13 protein-coding genes and 10 tRNA genes are annotated in these 22,655 nt (G+C 54.8%); 14 read left to right on the top strand and 9 right to left on the bottom strand.

Going from position 1 to position 22,655, the window contains the following annotated elements:
- Nucleotides 1–47: 47 nt before the first annotated feature.
- The 3 genes from smc to ACXADJ_RS03775 all read right to left on the bottom strand — a co-directional run bounded on the left by smc (nt 48) and on the right by ACXADJ_RS03775 (nt 6,026).
- Nucleotides 48–3,557 (bottom strand): chromosome segregation protein SMC, encoded by a 3,510-nt coding sequence (gene smc, locus ACXADJ_RS03785; RefSeq protein ID WP_475063259.1) that lies wholly within the window; start codon nt 3,555–3,557, stop codon nt 48–50.
- Between the two features lie 196 nt (nt 3,558–3,753).
- A complete protein-coding gene (locus ACXADJ_RS03780) occupies nt 3,754–4,440 on the bottom strand; it encodes a GntR family transcriptional regulator (RefSeq protein ID WP_475063254.1) in 687 nt (228 codons plus the stop codon).
- Between the two features lie 710 nt (nt 4,441–5,150).
- The gene (locus ACXADJ_RS03775; protein ID WP_475063249.1) at nt 5,151–6,026 is read right to left on the bottom strand and encodes a DMT family transporter; all 876 of its coding nucleotides are present in this window, start codon (nt 6,024–6,026) and stop codon (nt 5,151–5,153) included.
- Nucleotides 6,027–6,153: 127 nt separating this feature from the next.
- On the opposite strand from ACXADJ_RS03775, the gene ACXADJ_RS03770 reads away from it, so the two are divergent.
- Entirely contained in the window at nt 6,154–6,732 is a 579-nt protein-coding gene (locus tag ACXADJ_RS03770) for an NnrU family protein (RefSeq protein WP_475063246.1), read from the top strand.
- 197 nt (nt 6,733–6,929) lie between these two features.
- On the opposite strand, the gene fadA is transcribed toward ACXADJ_RS03770, so the two are convergent.
- Nucleotides 6,930–8,111, bottom strand: coding sequence for an acetyl-CoA C-acyltransferase FadA (fadA, locus tag ACXADJ_RS03765; RefSeq protein ID WP_036536729.1), 1,182 nt, complete (start codon nt 8,109–8,111; stop codon nt 6,930–6,932).
- A 20-nt stretch (nt 8,112–8,131) separates the two neighbouring features.
- Complete coding sequence (gene fadB / locus ACXADJ_RS03760; protein ID WP_028294364.1) at nt 8,132–10,297, bottom strand: fatty acid oxidation complex subunit alpha FadB; 2,166 nt, start codon at nt 10,295–10,297, stop codon at nt 8,132–8,134.
- A 552-nt stretch (nt 10,298–10,849) separates the two neighbouring features.
- Between fadB and ACXADJ_RS03755 the strand changes: the two genes are divergently transcribed.
- Nucleotides 10,850–11,641, top strand: coding sequence for a hypothetical protein (locus ACXADJ_RS03755; RefSeq protein ID WP_475063237.1), 792 nt, complete (start codon nt 10,850–10,852; stop codon nt 11,639–11,641).
- A gap of 93 nt (nt 11,642–11,734) precedes the next feature.
- Here the strand turns inward: ACXADJ_RS03755 and ACXADJ_RS03750 are convergent, their stop codons facing one another.
- Together ACXADJ_RS03750 and ACXADJ_RS03745 are read right to left on the bottom strand one after the other, a co-directional pair.
- A complete protein-coding gene (locus ACXADJ_RS03750; protein ID WP_475063234.1) occupies nt 11,735–12,286 on the bottom strand; it encodes a hypothetical protein in 552 nt (183 codons plus the stop codon).
- Nucleotides 12,283–14,211: an ATP-binding cassette domain-containing protein gene (locus tag ACXADJ_RS03745; RefSeq protein WP_475063230.1), complete on the bottom strand. Its 1,929-nt coding sequence runs from the start codon at nt 14,209–14,211 to the stop codon at nt 12,283–12,285. The genes ACXADJ_RS03750 and ACXADJ_RS03745 overlap by 4 nt, the downstream gene beginning before the upstream one ends.
- A 266-nt stretch (nt 14,212–14,477) precedes the next feature.
- Between ACXADJ_RS03745 and ACXADJ_RS03740 the strand changes: the two genes are divergently transcribed.
- The 12 genes from ACXADJ_RS03740 (at nt 14,478) to ACXADJ_RS03685 (ending at nt 19,972) form a co-directional block, all read left to right on the top strand.
- Nucleotides 14,478–15,620 (top strand): efflux RND transporter periplasmic adaptor subunit, encoded by a 1,143-nt coding sequence (locus ACXADJ_RS03740; protein ID WP_475063226.1) that lies wholly within the window; start codon nt 14,478–14,480, stop codon nt 15,618–15,620.
- Nucleotides 15,621–15,622: 2 nt separating this feature from the next.
- A complete protein-coding gene (locus ACXADJ_RS03735; protein WP_475063222.1) occupies nt 15,623–18,739 on the top strand; it encodes an efflux RND transporter permease subunit in 3,117 nt (1,038 codons plus the stop codon).
- A 131-nt stretch (nt 18,740–18,870) separates the two neighbouring features.
- Nucleotides 18,871–18,946 (top strand) — tRNA-Val (locus tag ACXADJ_RS03730).
- A gap of 20 nt (nt 18,947–18,966) precedes the next feature.
- Nucleotides 18,967–19,043: transfer RNA gene (locus ACXADJ_RS03725), tRNA-Asp, on the top strand.
- 37 nt (nt 19,044–19,080) lie between these two features.
- Nucleotides 19,081–19,156: transfer RNA gene (locus ACXADJ_RS03720), tRNA-Val, on the top strand.
- 44 nt (nt 19,157–19,200) lie between these two features.
- Nucleotides 19,201–19,277, top strand: a tRNA-Asp gene (locus ACXADJ_RS03715).
- A 19-nt stretch (nt 19,278–19,296) separates the two neighbouring features.
- Nucleotides 19,297–19,372: transfer RNA gene (locus tag ACXADJ_RS03710), tRNA-Val, on the top strand.
- A gap of 44 nt (nt 19,373–19,416) precedes the next feature.
- A tRNA-Asp gene (locus tag ACXADJ_RS03705) sits at nt 19,417–19,493 on the top strand.
- Nucleotides 19,494–19,513: 20 nt separating this feature from the next.
- A tRNA-Val gene (locus ACXADJ_RS03700) sits at nt 19,514–19,589 on the top strand.
- A 35-nt stretch (nt 19,590–19,624) separates the two neighbouring features.
- Nucleotides 19,625–19,701 (top strand) — tRNA-Asp (locus ACXADJ_RS03695).
- An 85-nt stretch (nt 19,702–19,786) separates the two neighbouring features.
- Nucleotides 19,787–19,862, top strand: a tRNA-Val gene (locus ACXADJ_RS03690).
- A gap of 33 nt (nt 19,863–19,895) precedes the next feature.
- Nucleotides 19,896–19,972: transfer RNA gene (locus tag ACXADJ_RS03685), tRNA-Asp, on the top strand.
- Between the two features lie 679 nt (nt 19,973–20,651).
- Here the strand turns inward: ACXADJ_RS03685 and ACXADJ_RS03680 are convergent.
- Together ACXADJ_RS03680 and ACXADJ_RS03675 are read right to left on the bottom strand one after the other, a co-directional pair.
- On the bottom strand, nt 20,652–21,662 hold the full coding sequence (locus ACXADJ_RS03680) for an AraC family transcriptional regulator (RefSeq protein WP_475063220.1): 1,011 nt from the start codon (nt 21,660–21,662) through the stop codon (nt 20,652–20,654).
- Nucleotides 21,663–21,687: 25 nt separating this feature from the next.
- Nucleotides 21,688–22,557 (bottom strand): hypothetical protein, encoded by an 870-nt coding sequence (locus tag ACXADJ_RS03675; protein WP_475063218.1) that lies wholly within the window; start codon nt 22,555–22,557, stop codon nt 21,688–21,690.
- Nucleotides 22,558–22,655: the final 98 nt, after the last annotated feature.

Below are 22,655 nucleotides of genomic sequence, written 5' to 3'. Positions count from 1 at the left end.
GGTCTGATGTCACAGCAACCCGATGTAAACAGCACGGGAAATCACAATTATTCAATCATTTCGGCAGCTTCCTCGACATCGACAGATACCAGTCGGGAAACACCAGGTTCTTGCATTGTGACGCCCATCAATCGGGACGCCATCTCCATCGCAATCTTGTTGTGCGTAATGTATATGAACTGCACCTTTTCTGACATGGCTTTTACCAGTCGGGCATAACGACCGACGTTGGCATCGTCCAGTGGCGCATCCACCTCGTCCAGCATACAAAACGGTGCCGGATTCAGTTGGAAAATAGAAAACACCAGAGCAATAGCGGTCAGTGCTTTTTCACCACCCGACAACAAGTGGATGGTGCTGTTTTTCTTGCCCGGCGGCCGCGCCATGATGGCAACGCCCGTCGTCAGCATGTCCTCGTCGGTCAAATCCAACGAAGCATGGCCACCGCCGAATACTTTCGGAAACAGGTCGGCCAGTCCCGCATTGATTTTATCAAAGGTCTCTTTGAATCGGGTACGGGTCTCACGATCAATTTTCTGAATCGCACTCTCCAGAGTGGCCAGTGCGGTTTCCAGATCTTGGTGTTGGGCATCGAGATAGGTTTTTCGTTCAGACTGAACCTTGTATTCGTCGATAGCGGCAAGGTTAATGTTACCCAGTCGACGGATTTTTTCTGCGATGTCCTCGAGATCCTGCTGCCAACGTTCGCTGTCGGCGTCTTCTGGCATGTTCTCCAGCACGTCCTTGAGCGTGAGTTTTTCTTCCTGCAACTGCTCAATCAATGCCTGACGGCGGATATCCAGCGCCTGGCACTCCATCCGCACCGATTCCAGCTGATTGCGAACATCCAGTATGTGCTGGTCGACCTTGCTACGATCAGCTTCCAGTTGCCGCAAGCCGGCTTCGGTTTCGTCCAGCGCCCGGCGAGCCTCCTGCACCTTGAGTTCGGCTTCCTGACGCTGTTCCAGCATTTGCTGTAATTCGGCTTTCAGCAGTTCCAGATCGGCACTGTGGTCCTGCTGCTGACTGTCCAGCACCATCTGACGTCGCTGACGCCACTGCTGCAATTGCAGTTCGAGCCGCTGTACAGCCGTTTGCAGTGCCTGCTTGCGGCTGCTGGTTTCCCGTTGACCCAGTTCAAACTGGTGCCAGACCTGCTGTTGTTGCTGAACCTGGGCTCGGGCGTCTTCCAGCTTCAGTTTGAATTCGCTTTGTTGCTCCAGCAGCCGGTCACGTTCATCCGCGTGGGTTTCAATAGCGTCGTGAGCAAGCTGTCGTTCAATCCGCAATTGCTCCAGTTCTTCCTGTTGCATCATGCGCTGTTCGCGGGCCTCTTCGAGGTCGCTGTCAATGCGTTCGCTGCGCTGGGCAAACTGTTCAGCACGGGCCTGTTTGGCCGCCAACTGCGAGGTGAGTTGGGTCAATTGGGCGCTGGCCTGCTGCCATTCGCGTTGGGCGCTGTCGCGCTGTTGTTCCAGCGTGTGCATCCGCAGCTGGGCGGATTCCAACTCCACTTCCCAATCTTCAACGTCCATATCGAGCTGGTCCCACTGCTCGTGCAGCAGCTCCATTTCCTGCTGGCGCGCCAGCAGGCTGCCTTGCTCTTCCGCTTGTTTGTGCACCCGAATCCAGTGCTGGCCAATGCGAGTGCCGTCCGGAGTGATCCAGTATTCGCCAGCGTCCAGCTGGCTGCGTTGCTGCAACGCCTGCTGCAACGACGCTACGGTACGAGCACCAGCCAACAAGTCGGCCAGACCCGTATTGGCGCTGACCTTATGTAACAGAGCATCGCTTGCAGCGGCAGACGAATCCAGCATCGGAGCGGCCTTGTCGCGAAACACCAACCGCCCTTCGTTGAGGCTATCGAGCCATTTGGCGGCTTGATCGAGATCGTCTATCAGCAAAGCGTGCAGGTGGTCTTCCAGCACAATTTCAACGGCTTGCTCCCAGCCGGATTCCACTTGTAGCTGCTGCGCCAACCTTGGCGCTCGCGCCAGCTGCCGGCTTTCAAGCCAGCGAGAGACGCTTTCATTGCTTTGGCCCATGGCGGCTTTCTGCAAGGCTTCCAGGGTTGCCTTGCGACTGTTCAGTTGGCTGAGTTGCTCACGCCCTTCGGTTACCTGCTTACGCTGGGTTTCGATGCTGCTGCGCGCTGCTTCGACTTGTTCGCGCACTTCTTCAGCGCGCATTTGCTGCTCTTCGGCTTGCAGTTCAAATTCGCTGACTTCTTCGCGTAGCAGCTCGATTTCTTCCAGTTCAGGATTGTCTTGCAGCTGCTGTTTTTCGCTGTTCAGACGCTGGATTTGCTGATCCAGCCGCAGTAGCTGCTGATCCAGCGAAGCAATGCGGGATTGCGCCACTTCGGCCTGCCGTGCAGGTTCACCTGCCCGCTGGGTAAATTGCTGCCAGTCGTCTTGCCAGCGTGCTTGCAGTGCTTCGACGTCTTCCAGTTCCAGCCGTGCTTGTTCCAGCTGTTCGCACAGCAGCTCCTGCTCTTCTTCCTGATCAAGATTCTGGTTATCGAGCCGTTCCAGTTCGAGCTGATCGTTTTCCAGCGCTTGCAGGGTTTCTTCAATCTGACGGTCGGCTTCAGCCAGGTTGCGATCCAGCTCCAACGACATTTGCGACTGGTGCTCAATTTTCTGTTCCTGACGAGCAATCCGGGCACCCACTTCGTAGAACTGGCCCTGAAGTTCCTGAAAGCGCTCGTTGTGTTCGGATTGCTGCAAACGCAGGGCTTCGTTGTCCCGCTCGATCCGGGTTTGTTCAGCGTTGTGCTGCTCCATGCGGGTTTCCAGCTCGGCAATTTTCAATTCCCGTTGCTGGTAGTCGTTGTTCAGCGATTGCCATTTGAGGGCTTGCAGCTGGGCTTTTTTGCTGCGTTCTTCCGCTTTCAGTGCCTTGTATTTTTCAGCGGCGTCGGCTTGTCGTTGCAGGTGGCCAAGCTGGCGTTCCAATTCATCACGGATGTCCTGCAAGCGCTCCAGGTTTTCCAGCGTGCGGCGCATGCGATTTTCGGTTTCCCGACGACGATCCTTGTAGCGCGAAATGCCCGCGGCTTCTTCGACGTAAACGCGCAATTCCTCGGGTTTGGCTTCGATCAGGCGCGAGATCATGCCCTGTTCGATGATGGCGTAGGAGCGCGGTCCAAGGCCGGTGCCAAGGAAGAGGTCGGTGATGTCTTTGCGGCGACAGCGGCTGCCGTTCAGAAAATAGGTCGATTGGCCATCGCGTGTTACCTGGCGGCGCACGCTGATTTCGGTGTAGGCGGCGTATTCGCCACGCAAGGTTTGGTCGGTGTTATCAAACACCAGATCCACACTGGCCTTGCCGACGGGCTTACGCTCGGATGAGCCGTTGAAGATAACGTCAGTCATGGCGTCGCCACGCAGGTATTTGGCGGAGCTTTCGCCCATTACCCAGCGCACGGCATCAATGGTGTTCGATTTGCCACAACCATTGGGCCCGACAATGCCGGTCATGTTGGTGGTAAAGGGAACGGTGGTCGGGTCGACGAACGACTTGAAACCGGCGAGTTTGATGGCCTTCAGGCGCATAATGAGTGGGTGCCAAACAACTGAACTGACTGGCTATGATAACCAGCCAGACTGCAATTGAATACGGTTCTTGAGTGCCAGAACCCCATTCAGACCAAGCACTGGGCTGTTGAGAGTGCCCATAGCGGTCAAACTGGCAGAAACAGAGGGAATAAGGGCTCTGGCGAGCCCCATACGATCAGAGTAGCGACCGGAATCAGGCGTTAACGGCGGTTACTTCCCCTGCTTCGCCTTTTTCGATGGCACCAATCACCAGCGCACTGTGGTGCTTGAAGTAGTGGTTCACCTGAGCCGGTACGGAATCGATGTCACCTTTCAGCGAGCACTCTACCAGGTCGGTAATAAAGCGCGTGCATTCATCGATTTCGCTGAGGTTTTCGCGCACAGCCAGAGCCAGCGTGCGATGCACGGGCGGACGCAGGTTTTCCAGTGCAGTGGTCAGGTATTCGTTGTCTGCCACGATGGCTGCAGCGCTGATCAACTCAAAACTGGCTTCTGCGAACAAGTGCTCATCATGAATGGCTGCGCTGTTGCGTAGTTTTTCAATCAACCGGCCCAGTTCAAGCTTGTCGCTTTCATTGGCTTTCCATACCAGACGTTCAGCCAGCATCTCCAGCAGGTTGCCGTACAGGCGATACAAACCACGAACACGATCGGCATTCAGCTCACTGACGAACGCACCGCGACGCGGCAAAATAGTGACCAGATGAAGTCGTTGCAGGATCAACAAAGCTTCGCGAACAGAACCACGGCTCACTTGAAGCTCATTAACAATACGGGCTTCCTGAATTCTTTCGTTATTCACCATGTCACCCTGAATAATCCGGGTGGCCAGGTGATTAGCGATTTGTTCAGCCAGACTTTCGGCTACCACAAATGCCATTGTTCATTCCCTCTATTATCGCAATTCTAATCGGTGTAACGGAGTGGCTGGGTACAACGCAGCCAGCTTGTGCGGTTTGTTTGAGCACATGCGATGGAGTTGCATTCAATCCGGACAGGTAAAACAGCGTGGATAACCTTGCAGATTGTTGCATACGCCGCCACCGTTGCGGTTTAGGGCCGCACCCTGTGCGCCAGCGTAGCCTGAATTCTGGTAACAGACTGTCAGGACTTTGTTTTTCTTTGTGACAAGATTATAGACAAAACCGGATGCAATCCTGTTATGACGTCACGATAGACGGCATTAAAGCATGAACCGGATCATTGATAATCGTTTTATTATGCTATTGGCAACAATATATATAGTCAAATCTCATAAGCATAGAACGATATTGAACACTTGTTTGCTCAACAAACCCATTCTTTTCAGACGTACGGTAAAGTTTATTAAACGAACGGCAACGAGTTTGAGTTATTTTATTTATCGTTTAGTAACTTAGATTTTTAGAATTACTAGCCGTGAAGCATAAACTTTGCCTGGACATCAAAAGGCTTATCCGCAGACCGTTGGAAAATACCGGAAACAACGTTTTCAAAGTGGCACCAAATCGGCAGGCAAAATGACAACACCATCAGCAACCCCCATTCTGCCTGCCTTCCACAGCAACCGCCATCTGCTTGCCAATATCGACAATGTGCCGGGGGGAGTCCCTAGCGCTTGAACCTGAGTACCAGCAAAACACCGCCAATAATCAGCGCCATTCCCGCCAACATCAGTAAGGTCAGAGGCTCTCCCAACACCACAACGCCCATTCCAACGGCCAGTGGTGGCACCAATAATTGGAGCTGCCCTGCCAGCTGGATGCCCAACCTGGGCAGTACCTGATACCAACCAAAATAGCCAATTCCCGAGGCGACAACACCGGATGCCAGTGCCAGTAGCCAGCCTTCTGGCACCGGAGATAGTTCCACCCACGGCAACAATAAAACCGAAATAAATGACGCGACGACAAAAGCGGATTGCACATCAGCCAGTGGATTGGTTGACCCCTGCCCCATTACGACAAAACCCGCCCATCCCAGGCCCGCCAGCACCATCACAATGACCGGCCACCATCGCTGGATTTCACTGCCCGGCAACAGCAACACGGCCAACCCCAGCATCGCCAGCAAGACTCCGGCCACCTGCCAACCATTCAGCCGCTGACCTCGCCAGAATGCCGTGAGTTGCAGAGTCAGCTGCACGGTTGTGAACAGGACGAACGCTCCCAAACCGGTATCGAGGTGGATATAAGCGGCCGAAAACGCCGCGGCATAGACAAACAGCCCAAGCCCCAGTAACCCGTTACGACGGTTCAGCAGTGGCAAGGATCGCTTTTCGTTGCCACCGCGCTTGAAACCTGACAACAGCGACAGCATCAGCGCACCGGACGTCAGGCGAATAACAGTAAATAGCTCGGGGTCGAAGTGATATTCCCGCATGGCCCAGCGACACAGCAAGGAATTAGCGGCAAAGGCCAGCAATACCCAGGCGGTCACCATCAACAGCGAGCGAGTTGGGGACGAAGATTGATCTGCTGCGTGCATGGCCAGGTCCTTTTGTTGTTATTGTTTTTATTGAGCAGGGTGATTCAGAGGATCTCTGGAGCCACTGCCGCATAATGGCTACCATACCTGCGCTATTGAGGCTTACAACGATTAATTGGGGCACACCATGATTATGCTTGTTCTTGGACTGGTTCTGTTTTTGGGGATTCATTCGGTGGTGCTGTTTTCCCCCGACATGAGAGATCGGCTGATGCAGCAGTTTGGCAAACTTCCCTACCGCGCTGTGCACTCGATTGGCGCCGTCGTTGGTCTGGGGTTGATCGCCCACGGTTACGCCGCCGCCCGTATGGACCCTTTGTGGCTCTGGATTCCGCCGTTCTGGATGAACCACATCAACCTGTTACTGACGGTGTTTGCTGCTATTTTTGTTGGCGCAGCCCTGGTGCCTGGCAGCTGGATCAAGGCCAAAACCGGCTCACCCATGCTGTTGGCCATCAAGACCTGGGCCTTTGGTCATTTGCTTTGCAACGGCGGCCTGCACGATGTGCTATTGTTTGGTTCCTTCCTGGCGTGGGGTGTGGTGGGTTATATCATTCATCGCAAACGCGATCGTGCCAATGGCGTGGTTCGCGAGGGTAAAATTGCGTGGGATGGCATTTCCGTAGTGATTGGTTTGGCGCTGTGGGCGGCTTTTGCCTTCTGGCTCCATGCATTGCTGATTGGTATTGCGCCAATGCCGATGTAATTCGACCAGGCGCTGTTTGACTGACAAGAGTTATGGTCCAGAAGTTATTAGCACCACAAAAAACGCCCGCCTGATTGCTCAGGCGGGCGTTTTTTATGGGTAGATCACTGAGCTTGTTGGGCGAGGCCCAACCTACAGGCCGCTTTGACCGTAGGCTGGGCCCCGCCCAGCAAATTACGCCCAACGAAAAGCCTGTATCAGTCCAGACGTTCCCACACAGTGGCGATGCCCTGACCCAGGCCGATACACATGGTGGAGACACCATAACGACCGCCCTTGTCTTCCAGCACGTTCAACAACGTGGTGGAAATACGAGCACCGGAGCAACCCAGTGGGTGACCCAACGCAATCGCACCGCCGTTAACGTTAATACGTTCGTCGGCGATTTCGGTCAGTTTCAGGTCCTTGATGCATGGCAGTGACTGAGCCGCGAAGGCTTCGTTCAGCTCCCAGTAATCAATGTCAGTGGTTTCCAGACCGGCACGCTTGAGCGCTTTCTTGGTCGCAGGCACCGGGCCATAACCCATGATGGCCGCATCCACACCAGCGACAGCCATGGATACGATACGAGCACGTGGCTTCAAACCCAGCTCTTCGGCTTTTTCCGCACTCATCAGCAGCATGGCCGCAGCGCCATCGGTGATCTGCGAAGAGGTACCCGCTGTTACGGTACCGCTCTTTGGATCAAACGCCGGACGCAGGTTACCAAGAGTTTCAGCGGTGGTTTCCGGACGGATGGTTTCGTCTTCGGTAACCAGAATCTGCTTGCCGTCAGCGTCGTGACCCAGACACGGAACAATCTCGTTCTTGAACTTGCCATCCAGCGTCGCCTGATGGGCGCGAGCATGAGAGCGAGCGGCAAACGCGTCTTGCTGTTCACGGCTGATGCCGTGCATCTTGCCCAGCATTTCAGCGGTCAGGCCCATCATGTTGGAAGCCTTGGCGAAGTGCTTGGAAGAGGCCGGGTTGTGGTCAAAACCATGGGTCATTTCAACGTGACCCATGTGCTCAACACCACCGACCACAAACACGTCGCCGTTGCCCGTCATAATGGCTTGAGCTGCGGTGTGAATCGCACTCATGGCAGAACCACACAGACGGTTAACGGTTTGGGCACCGGCTTCTTTTGGCACCTTGGTCAGCAGACCGATTTGGCGGGCGACGTTAAAGCCCTGCTCTTTGGTCTGGTTCACACAGCCCCAGATGATGTCTTCCACCAGTTTGGCTGGCACGTTCGGGTTGCGATCGAACAAGGCGTCGATCAGGGTCGCCGACAGGGTTTCAGCACGCACGTTGCGGAATACACCGCCTTTCGAGCGGCCCATTGGCGTGCGAACCGCGTCGATCACTACCACGTCTTTTGGATTCAGGGTTGTCATATTGATCTCCAGATTCGCTCTTATTCTGCCGCTTCGGTGTTGCCGAAGTAGCTTTCGCCATTGGCGGCCATTTCACGCATACGGGCAGTTGGCTCGTACAGTTTGCCCAGATGCGCAAACTGGTCGCAGAGGGCCACAAACTCAGCCATGCCAACGGTGTCCATGTAGCGACAAGCACCACCACGGAATGGAGGGAAACCAATACCGAAGATCAGACCCATATCGGCTTCTGCCGGAGTCGCAACGATGTTTTCTTCCAGACAGCGAGCAATTTCAATGCACATTGGAATCATGCAGCGAGCAATGATCTCATCGGCTTCGAAGTCTTTTGACTCAGCAACTACAGGCTTGATCAGTTCGTAGGCGGCTTCGTCGACCACTTTCTTCGGCTTGCCCTTACGGTCTTTCTCGTACTTGTAGTAACCCTTGTTGTTCTTCTGGCCGTAACGCTCGTTTTCGAACATCACTTCCATCGAAGTCTTGTAGTCGGCTTTCATGCGATCCGGGAAGCCGTCAGCCATCACTTCGTTGGCGTGCACACCGGTATCAATACCCACTACGTCCAGCAGGTAAGCCGGGCCCATTGGGAAGCCAAACTTCTCCATCACCTTGTCGACTTTCTGGAAGTCGGCACCGTCGCGCACCAGCGCAGAGAAACCCGCGAAGTAAGGGAACAGCACACGGTTAACCAGGAAGCCCGGGCAGTCGTTCACCACAATCGGGGTTTTGCCCATTTTCTTGGCGTAGGCAACCACGGTGGCAACAGCTTCTTCGGAGGTCTTTGAACCACGGATCACTTCCACCAGCGGCATCATGTGTACCGGGTTGAAGAAGTGCATACCAAGGAAGTTTTCCGGACGCTTGAGGTCAGCGGCCAGCAGGTCGATGGAAATGGTCGAGGTGTTGGAAGTCACCACGGTGTCTTCGGTTACCTGATCTTCCAGGTCGGCCAATACGGCTTTTTTGACTTTCGGGTTTTCAACCACCGCTTCAACCACAACATCGACATCGCCGAAATCGCCGTAGCTGAGGGTTGGACGAATGCGGTTCAGTGCTTCGCCCATCTTGTAAGCAGTCATCTTGCCTTTTTCAACGCGCTTGGACAGCAGCTTGTTGGCTTCAGACAAGCCCAGCTCAATGCCCGCTTCGTTGATGTCTTTCATCAGGATCGGTGTGCCCTTGTAGGCGCTCTGGTAAGCAATACCCCCACCCATGATGCCGGCACCCAATACCGCCGCCTTGTTGGTCGGCTTGGCAACCTTGTCGTAATCCTTGGCTTTCTTCTTCAGCAGCTGGTCGTTCAGGAACAGACCAATCAAAGCCTGGCTTTCGGTGGTTTTGGCCAGTGTTGCAAACCCCTTGGCTTCAGCCGCCAGGGCTTTTTCGCGGGTCATGCTGCAGTGTTTCTGCATGGTCTTGATGGCCATGATTGGCGCTGGGTACTGACCTTTGGTCTGACCCATAACGAATCCTTTGGCGGTTTCAAACACCATCATGGATTCCATCGGGTTCAGCTTCATCTTGCCAGTCTTATCGGCACGACGCTGCTGCCAATCCAGCTCACCCGCAATCGCGGATTTCAGCATCGCGATGGCATTTTCACGCAGGCTTTCCAACGGGAAGACCGCATCCACCGCACCGTCAGCCAGCGCTTTGTCGGCGCGCTGCTCGTTGCCCATGCAGATCCATTCGATGGCGTTATCCGCACCAATCACACGTGGCAGACGCACGGTGCCACCAAAGCCCGGCATGATGCCCAGTTTCACTTCCGGCAGGCCGATTTTGGCGCTGTCGGCCATCACTCGCAGGTCGGTCGACAGTACCATTTCCATACCACCACCCAGTGCAACGCCATTGATGGCCGACAAGGTTGGTACTGGCAGGTCTTCCACCGCACTGAAAATGGAGTTGGCGAAACCCAGCCACTCGACGATGGATTCTTCGCTGCCAGCAAAGTAGCCGCCGAATTCAGTGATATCGGCACCGACAATGAAAGCATCCTTGCCAGAGCTGATCAGTACGCCTTTTACCCCGTCAGCAGCGGCAACGGCTTTGGTGGCCTGTTCCAGTTCCTGCAAGGTAGCGCGGTTGAATTTATTGACGGATTCGCCCTGAAGGTCGAACTTCAGTTCGGCGATGTCACCTTCGATCATGCTTACCGTGATGGCTTTACCTTCGTAAATCATCAACTGATCTCCAAGTGTGAAGTTAGCGATTGGGACTGCTGGTGCTCTGAGGCGTTGTTAGCAGTAGTCATTGTTATTCTGCTGTCTTGCTGCGATTGGCGATACCTCGGGGCGTCGCCATCTGACAGCAATATTTCAAACAAGTGATTCATACGACCGTTTGAATATACATCAACCTTCCTTGAATACGCCGCCAAAGTCAACACTCGCGACGCCGTAATCAAATAACCGGCTTTATGGACTGTTAAAGAATAGCCCCGGTTCAGACAAAGTGACTGCGCTCAAAGCCACAAAAAGCATTCATAACCAAATCGCCATGAGTGGACATTGAAAACGCATCTATTCCGGCCATACGCACTAGTACCAAGGTACTAATACGGGACAAGCCGCACCGGCTGGCTTAAGATGTGGCACGTTGATCTTAATGTTGCGAGAGCACCGAACACAGATTTGGGCCCGCACGCCGCGTTTTCCAAGGTTTCCACAGAAGAAACCAGAGGCGCCGGTGGAAGAATAAAAATAAAACAGAGACAAGAAGACAGAGGCCACACCATGATCACAGCCATCCGCTCGCTCGGGCTGCTCGCTGCCCTGATGCTATCCACGCTGTCGGCACACGCCGAATCCAATACCCTGATGCAACACCTGCAGCATATGCGCCTTGCGTCCGTTGGGGTTATGACCGACTTCTTTATGTACACCGGCCTTGAAGGCGACCGCAAATACGCCCGTCGAATGGATTCTGATATGGAATCGTTCGAGGTGGCGATCGAAAAAGCCCGTGAACAGTCTGAAGGCAGCGCCCACGCCGCTGAAGTCGAAAAAATCCGCCAGCGCTGGCTGTCATTTGCACGTTCGCTGCAAGCCAACCGCGATGCCGTCAAAGACCTTGGCTATGCCGACGAACAGTCTGTTGAGCGTTTGAACCGGCTCAACGAAGACCTGGTTAACCAGATTGGCGCTGTGTACCAGAAAGTTGCGGGCAAAACCCCGGCCGACCCGATGATCGAGAAAACCCGTGAAATGGCGTTGTTGCTGCAGGAAATGACCACCCACTACGCCGCCAGCTCTTCCGTCACCATGGATGAGGAGTTCCTGAGCCAGTACCGCAACAGCATGCAGGAACTGACCAGCGCGTTTGAATTTCGCCTCAACGACCTGAAGTCGGCTGCCAACCAGCGTTCTACGTATGTGTTGATGGACAACATCAACAATAAATGGCGCTTCCTGCGTAACTCCATTACCCGTCAACACGAAATGGACGTGCCGTTTCTGGTGATCAGCTACAACGACCGCATCATTCGTCACCTGGAAGAACTGGAAGGCCGTATTCACAGCTCCTGATACGCCGCCCTTTCAGACATCCAGATAGCAAAACGCCACAGCCGGCAATCCGACTGTGGCGTTTTTATGTATCTGGCATCCGGTTCAAAACAGCTAGCGCATGCGCTGCAACACTAGTTCATCAGCCATCAGGCGCAGGCCTTCCAGCACTTTCAGGTACTTTTCTGCCGACGCACTCTTTTGTTCGGCGGCAAACAGCACAATGCGGTTTTCGTACACTTCCAGCATTTTCAGCTCATCGTCCATCGACGACAGCAAGCGCACCAGTTGCGGAGCCAGAGCCTCCGCCCGGGCAACCGCTGCCTCGTGATCTTTGGCTTCAGGCAGGTCGTGCCAGGCCCAACCATCAGGCAGTCCAGCGGCTTCCCAGCCTTCCTGACCGACAATACGAAACAGCAATTGCTGACGCGCTTTCTCACCGTGAGGCGGCTGCGGCACCATCAGGGTGTAGCCGGTGGCGGTAATGTCTTCCCGCACACCGGTTTTGGCAGCATCCACCCGGAACGTTTGCTGACGCACCTGAATGCCACTGCGAATGGCCGCCAGACGCAATTCCGACAAACGACGGTCACGGGCGCTGGGGCGCATGCTGTAGATGGTGCCAATCAGGGCCATCACCACAAAGACGATGATCAGCCATGTCATGAAGCCATTTCCTCCAGTTCCAGCCAGCGCTCTTCCAGCTGTTCCAGCTTCGCTTCGGCAGCAGACAAGTCTGCCAATACCCGCTGTACCGTGTCTTGATCTCCGGCATAGAAATCCGCTGCGCTGCTTTGCTCGGCCAGTGCATCACGCGCGGCTTCGGCTTCCGCAATCTGGTCTGGCAGCATGTCCAGCTCGCGCTGGAGTTTGTACGACAGTTTCTTGGCAGGCGCAGCCGCTTTGGCATTCGCCGCTGGTGCAGCGGCCTTGTTTTCGGATTTGGCCTGCTGGGCTTTTTGCTTCTGCTGGTTGGCCTTTTCAACCGCTTTGAACTGGGCTTCCTGCGCTTTCTTGCGTTCTTCCCATTCGCTATAACCGCCCATTTGTTCGTCGATGCGGCCTGCACCTTCAAACACCCACATCTGGGTGATGACGTTATCCAGGAAGGCACGGTCGTGGCTCACCAGCAACAAGGTGCCGTCGAATTCCATCAAGCGCTCTTCCAGCAACTCGAGGGTTTCCACGTCGAGGTCGTTGGTCGGTTCGTCCATCACCAGCAGGTTGCAGGGTTTGAGGAACAACTTGGCCAACAATACCCGGTTGCGCTCACCACCAGACAAGGCTCGAACAGGTGTACGGGCACGTTCTGCCGGGAACAGGAAGTCACCCAGGTAGCCAATCACATGGCGGCTTACGCCGTTCACAATCACGTGGTCCTTGCCGTCAGCGACGTTGTCGGCGATGGACTTGTCGTCATCCAGCAGTTCGCGGGACTGGTCGAAATAAGCGACTTCCAGCTTGGTGCCCACTTTCAGTGAGCCGCTTTGTGGCTCCAGCTTGCCCAGCAGCAGTTTCAGCAGGGTCGATTTACCAATCCCGTTGGGGCCAACCAGACCAATGCGGTCGCCACGCTGGATAATGGTCGAGAAGGTATCGACCTGAGGATTGTTTTCCCAACCGAACGACACGTCGTTCAGCTCGAAGACAATCTTGCCGGAGGCATCGCTGGAAGACATGGCGATGTTGGCTGTGCCTTGACGGTCACGACGGGCGCCCCGCTCCTTACGCATTTCCTTGAGGCGTTCGACGCGGCCTTCATTACGGGTGCGGCGAGCCTTGATGCCCTGACGAATCCATTTTTCTTCCTCCGCCAAACGCTTGTCGAACAGTGCATTTTGAGCGGCTTCGTCTTCCAGACGTTTTTCACGGTATTCAATAAAGGAGTGGTAATCGCCATTCCAGTTGTAGAGGTTGCCGCGATCCAGCTCGACGATGCGGGTCGACAGGTTTTGCACAAAGGCCCGGTCGTGACTGATGAACACCAGCGAGCCCTGGAACTGCTTCAGCTGCTCTTCCAGCCATTGGATGGTGGCAATGTCCATGTGGTTGGTTGGCTCGTCCAGAATCAATAATTCCGGCTCCACCACCAATGCCCGAGCCAACATAACGCGGCGCTGCCAGCCACCACTGAGGCGGGCAAAGCTGGTTTCCGCTGGCAGGTTCAGGCGCTGGATAATGGCTTCCACCTTTTGCTGCCAGCTCCAGCCATCCTGGCTTTCAATGCGGGTTTGCAGCTTTTCCAGCAAATCCAGATTGGCGTGTTCGCCTTTCATGGTTTCGTCGTGGTAAGCGGCGATGTCTTCGCCCAACTGGCCCAGGCCCTGCGCCACGACGTCATACACCGGAATATCTACCTTGGCCGGTAACGCCTGTTGCAGCACTGACATTTTCAGCAAATCACGACGCTGCACGACGCCATCGTCGGTGGTCACCTCACCCGTCAGCACTTTCAGCAAGGTCGATTTGCCCTCGCCGTTGCGCCCGACCACACACACCCGTTCGCCGGACTGGATATCCAGGTCGACCTTGTCGAGCAAGACGTGGTCACCAAAGGCCAGCTCGGCCTGCTTCAAACTTACCAACACCATAAATACAGCCTGCAGGCATTCACCGGCTCGTTGCCGCCCGTGAATGCGGTTATTTCAGAAAGAGGGAGAGTTTACTGGCAGCCCGAGCCAGTTAACAGCGCCATTGCGTGCGACAAAATAGAACAGGCATTCATCCACTGTTTGTCATTCAATCAAATAGTCGCTTGATCTATGATCAACCACCGTCACCGAAATTGTCATCGAATGACACCGCCAGCAGTCCCCTCAACTGCTGGCACTCAAAATAAACAACAGGACACGGACACATGCCTTCTTCGATCAACAAGGGTTATTTACTGGCCGCCATGATTGTTGTCGCCGCCGTCGGCTGGATGCTCAGCGGCCCATCGGCCGACTCGTCAGCACAGTCAACCGCTGCCAACAACACCGAAGAATCCAACAACCCCAGCGACAAAATGCGAGTCAAGGCAGCCACTCTGACAGCCGTTCAGCATCAACAGAATATCGAGCTTTCCGCGCAGCTGGCGGTGGGCCGGGAAGTGACGCTGGTATCCGAAATTCGCGCCAAAGTAGTGGCATTGCATGCTCAGAAAGGTGACCGGGTTCGTCAGGGGCAGTTGCTGCTGGAACTCGACCAACGCGACTGGCCAGCTCGGGTAAAACAGGCCGAAGCCAGTCTCAAACAGCGCAAACTGGAAAAACAGAGCGCCGAAAAGCTGCAAGCCAGCGGCTTGACCAACGCTTCCCAGATGGCGCAGGTAGAAACGGCCCTTGCCAATGCCGAAGCCGAGCTGACGTCGGCCCAGCTGATGCTGAATGCCACCCGTATTCGCGCGCCGTTTGACGGCATTATCAACCAGCGCATGGTCGAAATCGGTGACTTTGCCAAAGATGGCACGACGCTGCTGCAACTGGTCGACGTATCGCCATTCAAGGTAATCGCTCAGGTGCCAGAGAATCAGGTAGCCAACGTTAAAGCCGGCATGGACGGTGAGGCCAGACTTCTCTCAGGCGAGGTGCTGCCGGGAAAACTCCGCTTTGTCGCCGTGCAGGCCGACAGTGCCACTCGCACTTTCCGGGTAGAGCTGGAGGTCGCCAACTCCGAGAACCGAGCCATACCGGCGGGTCAAAGCGCCAAGCTGATTTTGCCGTTGCAAACCCGCCCGGCGTACAAGGTATCACCGGCGTTGCTGATGCTGGATTCGGACGGCCAGATGGGACTGAAAACCATCACGGCCGACAATACCGTCGCCTTTACGCCGGTTGAGCTGGAAGACGCGGAACAAAATGGCGTGTGGGTATTTGGCCCATCCCCTCTTCACCTGATCACCCAAGGGGCCGGATTTGTGGATATCGGCGACAGCGTTATTCCTGTTTGGGATAACGAGCCACCACGGGCATCCCATAACGCCAATTCAAGCCAGCACGCGATCAGCGCAGGGGAATAATCATGTTTGCGCTGATTGATGCAGCCCTCGGCCGCACCCGAACGGTACTGATGCTGTTTGCACTGGTGATGATCTCGGGGACCATGACCCTGCTGACCATTCCCAAAGAAAGCTCGCCAGACGTTGCCGTGCCCTTTGTGTACGTGTCGGTTGCCCACGATGGCATTTCTCCCAACGACGCCGACAGCCTCTTGTACAAACCTCTTGAACGCGAACTGCGGGGCATTGATGGTCTGAAGGAAATGGTGTCCACCGCGACCACCGGCCACCTGTCGATCACTCTGGAGTTTTACACCGACGTCGACGTTGACCAGGCGCTGCTGGATGTACGCCAAAAGGTCGATGATGCTCGTGCCGACTTACCCGACGATACCCATGAACCCAAGGTGATGGAGATTAACGTTGCGTTATTTCCGATTGCCGTAGTGACGCTGGCGGGGGATGTCAACGAAGCCGAGCTGTACGCCGTTGCCAGCGACCTGCAAGACCGACTGGAGTCTTTGCCGGGCGTTCTGGAAGCTGCGATTCAGGGGAAACGGGAAGAAATTGCCGAAATTGTGGTCGACCCGGCACGCATGGACAGTTACGGCCTGTCGATGAACGACCTGGCTCAGCTGGTACGCAACAACAGTTCACTGGTGGCCAGTGAAGACCTGCAAAACGACGCCGGCCGCTTTGCCATTCGCATTCCCGGACTGGTGGAAAACATCAGCGACATTCTCAATATGCCGATCAAGGTCAGCGGCGATCAGGTGGTGCTGTTCCGGGATATTGCGGTTGGCCGACTGGCCTACAAGGACCGCAGCAGCGCCGCCCGGGTTGGCGGTCAGGCGGCGGTCACCCTGGAAATCAAAAAGCGCATTGGCTCCAATATCATCGATACCGTTGATCAGGTGCGCAGTGTCATCGACACCGTCAAACCCTATTGGCCAGATGGGCTGGAAGCCCAGGTGATTCAGGACGGCTCGAAAGAAATCAACACCATGCTCAACGACCTGTTCAACAACGTGCTGGTCGCCACCCTGATGGTGATGGTGTTGGTGCTGGGTAGCCTTGGGATTCGCAACTCCATTCTGGTCGGCATCGCGATTCCCGGTGCCTTTCTGATGGGGATTATCTGGCTCAGTATGAGTGGCAGCACCATGAACATGGTGGTGTTGTTTGCCCTGATTCTGTCGGTCGGCATGCTGGTTGACGGCGCCATTGTGGTGACCGAACTGGCCGACCGCAAACTGGCTGAGGGTCTTGCTCCCAAGCAAGCCTACGCCGCTGCCGCCAAGCGCATGGCTTGGCCGATTATTGCCTCAACAGCCACCACACTGGCGGTGTTTCTGCCACTGTTGTTCTGGCCCGGCACCACTGGCGAGTTCATGAAGTACCTGCCGCTGACCCTGCTGTACACACTCACTGCCTCACTGATTATGGCGCTGATTGTGGTACCTGCTATTGGCAGTTTGATGGCCCATAAACAGCAAGGTTCGGACCCTGCTGTGGCGCGTTTACTCGCCGCTGAACGTGGCGAGTTCGAACGCATCGGTGGTTTTGCCGGCGGCTACGTCAAGCTGCTGCGGTTGGCTTTGCGCCACCCCTTGCTGGTGTTGCTGGTTGCCATTGCCAGTATGGTGGGTTCGTTCATGCTGTACGGCAAATACGGCCACGGCGTCGAGTTTTTCCCGGATGTCGACAGTGACATCGCCATGGTCGATATCCGTGCCCGCGGCAATTTGTCGATCACCGAGCGGGAAGCATTGGTGCTGCAAGTTGAAAAATTGATTTTCAACATGGACGAAGTCGACAGTATCTACACCACCACCATGGCCAAACCCGCCAACGATTCCGCTCCGGATCTGATTGGCCGTATTCAGCTGGAACTCAGCAATTGGGAGCAACGCCGTTCCGCCAACGCCGTATTGGCCGACATTGAACAGCAAGCCGCCGCGATCCCCGGCATTCTGATCGAAACCCGCAAACAGCAAGGCGGTCCGCCGGGCGGTGCCGATGTACAACTGCAACTGACCGCCAACAGTGCTGAAGCCATCCTGCCGTTGCTGGATCAGGTGCGGGCCATTTTTGAAGCAGATCCGGACCTCAAGGACATTCGCGACGATCGCCCGCTGGAGGGCATTGAGTGGAAGCTCAGCGTCGACCGAGAGCAAGCGGCGCGCTTTGGCGCGTCCATATCGGCGGCTGGCAACATGGTGCGAATGCTGACCGGCGGTCAGGTAGTCGGCAGTTTCCAACCGGATTTCACCGATGATGAAGTGGATATTGTGCTGCGCTACCCGGAAAACCGACGCACTCTGGACGATCTGGACGGCTTTAATCTGACCACCCCTTATGGCCTGGTGCCGGTGAGCCAGTTTATGACCCAAACCGCAGAGCCCCGTGGTGGCGATCTGGTGCGAATTGACGGCAAACGGCGCTATCGTCTTACCGCCAACGTGAAAGACGGCGTCAACGCCACTGACAAGATCCAGCAACTGAGCGAGAAGATGGCCTCGCTGGACTGGCAAGGGGCTGGCGTCGAACCCCGATTCCGCGGCGACTTTGAACAAATGGCCGAAACCGGCCAGTTTCTGGGCACCGCCTTTGGCATTGCCATTTTCATGATGGCAACCATTCTGGTGACCCAATTCAACAGTTTTTACCAGGCTGGACTGATCCTCAGCGCCATTGTGCTGTCGATTGTCGGCGTATTAATGGGGTTGCTGATTCGGGGAGAGCCGTTCGGCATTGTGATGAGCGGTGTTGGGGTTATTGCGCTAGCTGGCATTGTGGTTAACAACAACATCGTTCTGATTGATACCTACAACAGCCTCCGCAAGGACGGCCTGGACGCCATCGAAGCGGCCCTCAGAACAGGTGCGCAACGTTTGCGGCCGGTGCTGCTGACTGCCATCACTACGGTATTGGGTCTGATGCCGATGGTTTTCCAGTGGAACATCGATCTGATTCATCGGCATTTCAGTGTCGGCGCACCGTCATCGCAATGGTGGACCCAACTTTCCACCGCCATTGCCGGTGGATTGACCTTTGCTACCGTCCTGACACTGATTCTGACGCCTTGTTTACTGGTGTTGGCTGACAGACGATCAGATCGCAGCCTCGGCCGTGTATAAAATCGACAAAGCTGATTGTTACACAGCCAATCGGGCCAGCATTTCGCAAGTCACTGAAAAAGTTTAAGAAAATTGAAAAATAGTGTTTGACACAAAGCGCCCTGTGCGTAGAATGCGACCTCGCTTTCAGGGGGTGATTAGCTCAGCTGGGAGAGCATCTGCCTTACAAGCAGAGGGTCGGCGGTTCGATCCCGTCATCACCCACCAGAAAGCAAGAATGAAAAGCTGGACTGGTAGTTCAGTTGGTTAGAATACCGGCCTGTCACGCCGGGGGTCGCGGGTTCGAGTCCCGTCCAGTCCGCCATCTTTTCGTTCAACTCGTTCCAACGAGTATAAATTATGGGTGATTAGCTCAGCTGGGAGAGCATCTGCCTTACAAGCAGAGGGTCGGCGGTTCGATCCCGTCATCACCCACCAACTTCTGATGTGTTGGCTAAAAAAACATCTGCTGAATAAAAGCTGGACTGGTAGTTCAGTTGGTTAGAATACCGGCCTGTCACGCCGGGGGTCGCGGGTTCGAGTCCCGTCCAGTCCGCCATCTTTTATTCATACAATTCGGGTGATTAGCTCAGCTGGGAGAGCATCTGCCTTACAAGCAGAGGGTCGGCGGTTCGATCCCGTCATCACCCACCAACTTCTGATGTGTTGGCTAAAAAACATCTGCTGAATAAAGAGCTGGACTGGTAGTTCAGTTGGTTAGAATACCGGCCTGTCACGCCGGGGGTCGCGGGTTCGAGTCCCGTCCAGTCCGCCATCTTTTTATTCAAACAATTTGGGTGATTAGCTCAGCTGGGAGAGCATCTGCCTTACAAGCAGAGGGTCGGCGGTTCGATCCCGTCATCACCCACCAAACCTTCGATGCAGGTTTCAAGCATCACACAATGTGGACTGGTAGTTCAGTTGGTTAGAATACCGGCCTGTCACGCCGGGGGTCGCGGGTTCGAGTCCCGTCCAGTCCGCCATTTCAAAGATGGCAATCATTGTTACTGTCTCGACAGTCATCTCTCCGATGTAAAGGAGCCACTCATTCCAATGAGTTTAAATATTGGGTGATTAGCTCAGCTGGGAGAGCATCTGCCTTACAAGCAGAGGGTCGGCGGTTCGATCCCGTCATCACCCACCAAACCTTCGATGCAGGTTCAAGCATCACACATGCGGACTGGTAGTTCAGTTGGTTAGAATACCGGCCTGTCACGCCGGGGGTCGCGGGTTCGAGTCCCGTCCAGTCCGCCATTTCTTCTCTTAGAAATCCCGCATTGTTTTTTCTTCAAAATTGACATCAATCTGATGTTGTCTTCGTTGTTCTAGAAATCCAAAGTCGCGACCTCATCACTTACGATACCTTCCTTTTCGATTTACCAAGAACTCCCCCTATCCTTTCGACCAGCTCCTATGGGCATCAGCGACACTCCAGGCTATTTTTGTGCGGTTTGATTCAACCAAAGAACCCAGGCACTCCCAGCACTAATGTGAATCTCCCCCGAGCAATCACCAACAACCAGTTATCACACAAACACAATTGATATTCATTATCATTTATGTGATAGTGAATTCCACTGGCACATTCGAGCAGCAACATAAATCTGTAGTGCTCGGTTCATTGAGCTGTCACAAAGTGAAGATAATGTTCGCCAGGTAGCAACAAGACTTGGAACAATTCACAAATTGATCGGTCTTACTGTTTTCTTGACCAAATGGTCATATACTATTGGCATAACCTATGCTTGAATAGTTTTGGACTAAACTGAGAAAACAGACTCCGGAATGGCTGGAGTGCAGGAACGCTTCGTATGGAACGGAGCTTCAAATATAAGAAGGAGAAAGACTATGTCTGACTACACTGAAGAACTTTTGGATGTTATTTACGAGGAATACGACGACGACGTTGATGACGCCGTCGAAATGTAATCCCTCACACTGAAGACTGCCTTAACTGGCGTGGCGTTTCGCCCGTCCAACGCTTGAAGGCCCGCTGAAAGGCAGTCGCTGAACCAAACCCCGTCAAATACGCAATTTCCCCCACCGCCAGATCCGTTTCCCGTACATAGGCAATCGCCAAATCCCTGCGGGTGTTATCCAACACCGTTTGATAATTGGTATTTTCGGCCGCCAGCATTCGCTTCAACGTCCATGGCGCTTTGCCAAACTGCCGCGATACCTCTGCCAGCTCTGGAGCACAGCCTTCCAGCATCGGAGACAAAGCGCGAGCGACCTGCTCCGAGACCGACAACCCCCGTTTTACCTTTGCCAGTTCGGCTTCTGCCATATCCAGCAACCAGCGATGGTGAGAAGCACAACGATGCAGAAGCAATTTTTCCAATGCACCACTTTTGAGCACGATGGCATTCTGTTCGGCACCGAATTGCACCGGGCAGGAAAAATGGTGGCCGTAGCGCTCTTGCCAGGCAGGGGCTTCAAACTCAATGGTGACCCGTTCGACCAGATCTTCCCCACTGATGTGGGTCAGCAGCGACGCCCAGCCTTTAAGCACCATATCGACAATAAAGCGGTTATAGGCGTTGTAAGGGCTGATGGAGTAAAAACACAGCTTGCCCTTACCCGCTTCAACAATGAAGGAGGATCGGCCACGGGCGTTGAAGCTGGCCAATAATTCGTAGCGCACCAGCGCCTCACAAGCCCCTCGCACGTTGTCAGCGGAATCCGCCAGCCAACCTGCCAGACCCAATACCGAAGGACTGGTGAGCGCCCCCATACGCAGCCCCAGGTCAGCAATGCCGCCCTGACGGATGACCTCATGTCCGACCCGCAAAAAACGCGGAATGCTGACCCGGTGACCCGGCAGCGCCCAACGCTCTGCTGGCAACTCGTATTGGTTCATCACGTGGGAAGCATCAAAACCGGCGGTTTGTGCCGCACGAGCCATCAGCTCAACATAGGTAATGGAGAGGTCACCAAGTTTCATAAACTACTTCTGGTTAAGGCAAGGCTCAGGCATCAAAACCGCCCGAGCGCGGAGGTTGGGGGTCGTCCCGCTGGCCATCAAACTGAGGGTCTACTGAGCTATTGAATCCGCTGCCACTACTATCGCCATTGCCATTTCCATTACCATTACCACGGTTATCGTCACTGAATTCGGCAACAAACTGATACGCCAATGACAGGGTCACCAGTCCAACCAAGGTGGCGATATAAGAAATCAACGATCCCAGAATCAGGGTAATCAGGGAGTCGACCAACATCAGCAGCAACGCTGGAATCATCATCACAATGGGCAGAATCCAGACCACAATCGCCATCCGACTGCCGTTGCCCTGGCTGAGCTTCCAGGCACGAGAGAAGCTGGTCTGTTTGCTCAGCGCCACTTCCGGCAAGGTAATCATCAGGCGCGAGCTAACATAAATAGCCACCATGACACTGACAACCATAAACAAAATCACACTGCCCGCCAGCGGCGTACCTTCCGGTGAGGAGCTCATCGAAATGATCATCGTCATCATGGCAGGTACACAGATCACCGCAGCGATCATACTGATCAGAATGGAACGGCCAATGTAACTCAACTGGGTGGCACCGAAATAGCCGTCGGGGTACATGGGCTCCTGGGGACGAAGGGTCATTCGATGGGCCCCTGTCGCCACCACGGCCGATAAACTGGCAGCCAGCAAAGAGGTCAGCAGTTGGCCAATCGGGCTTTCGCCGAGCACGTACTGCCCCGCTACATCCAGCGCCACCATCACCAGAATAAGCGGCATAAAGCGTCGGGTCAGTTCCGCGCGTTTGACGTACAAAATACCAACCGCTTCTTTCAGCAGATCCATTACCGGCAAGTTGGCGTCCAGTCCCATCGGGCTTTTCATCGAGTACTCCAGGCAAAAATTTCAGCCAGCAGTATACCGCTGTAGAGACAGACCCCGGCAAGTGCCGGGGTCTGATTTTGGGGCATTTCAGGGACGAT

The sequence above is a fragment of the Oceanobacter sp. ABM4_470 genome, assembly GCF_056158645.1.
Note: the sequence above shows the minus strand (reverse complement) of the source record. Positions and strands in the feature narration are given on the sequence as shown.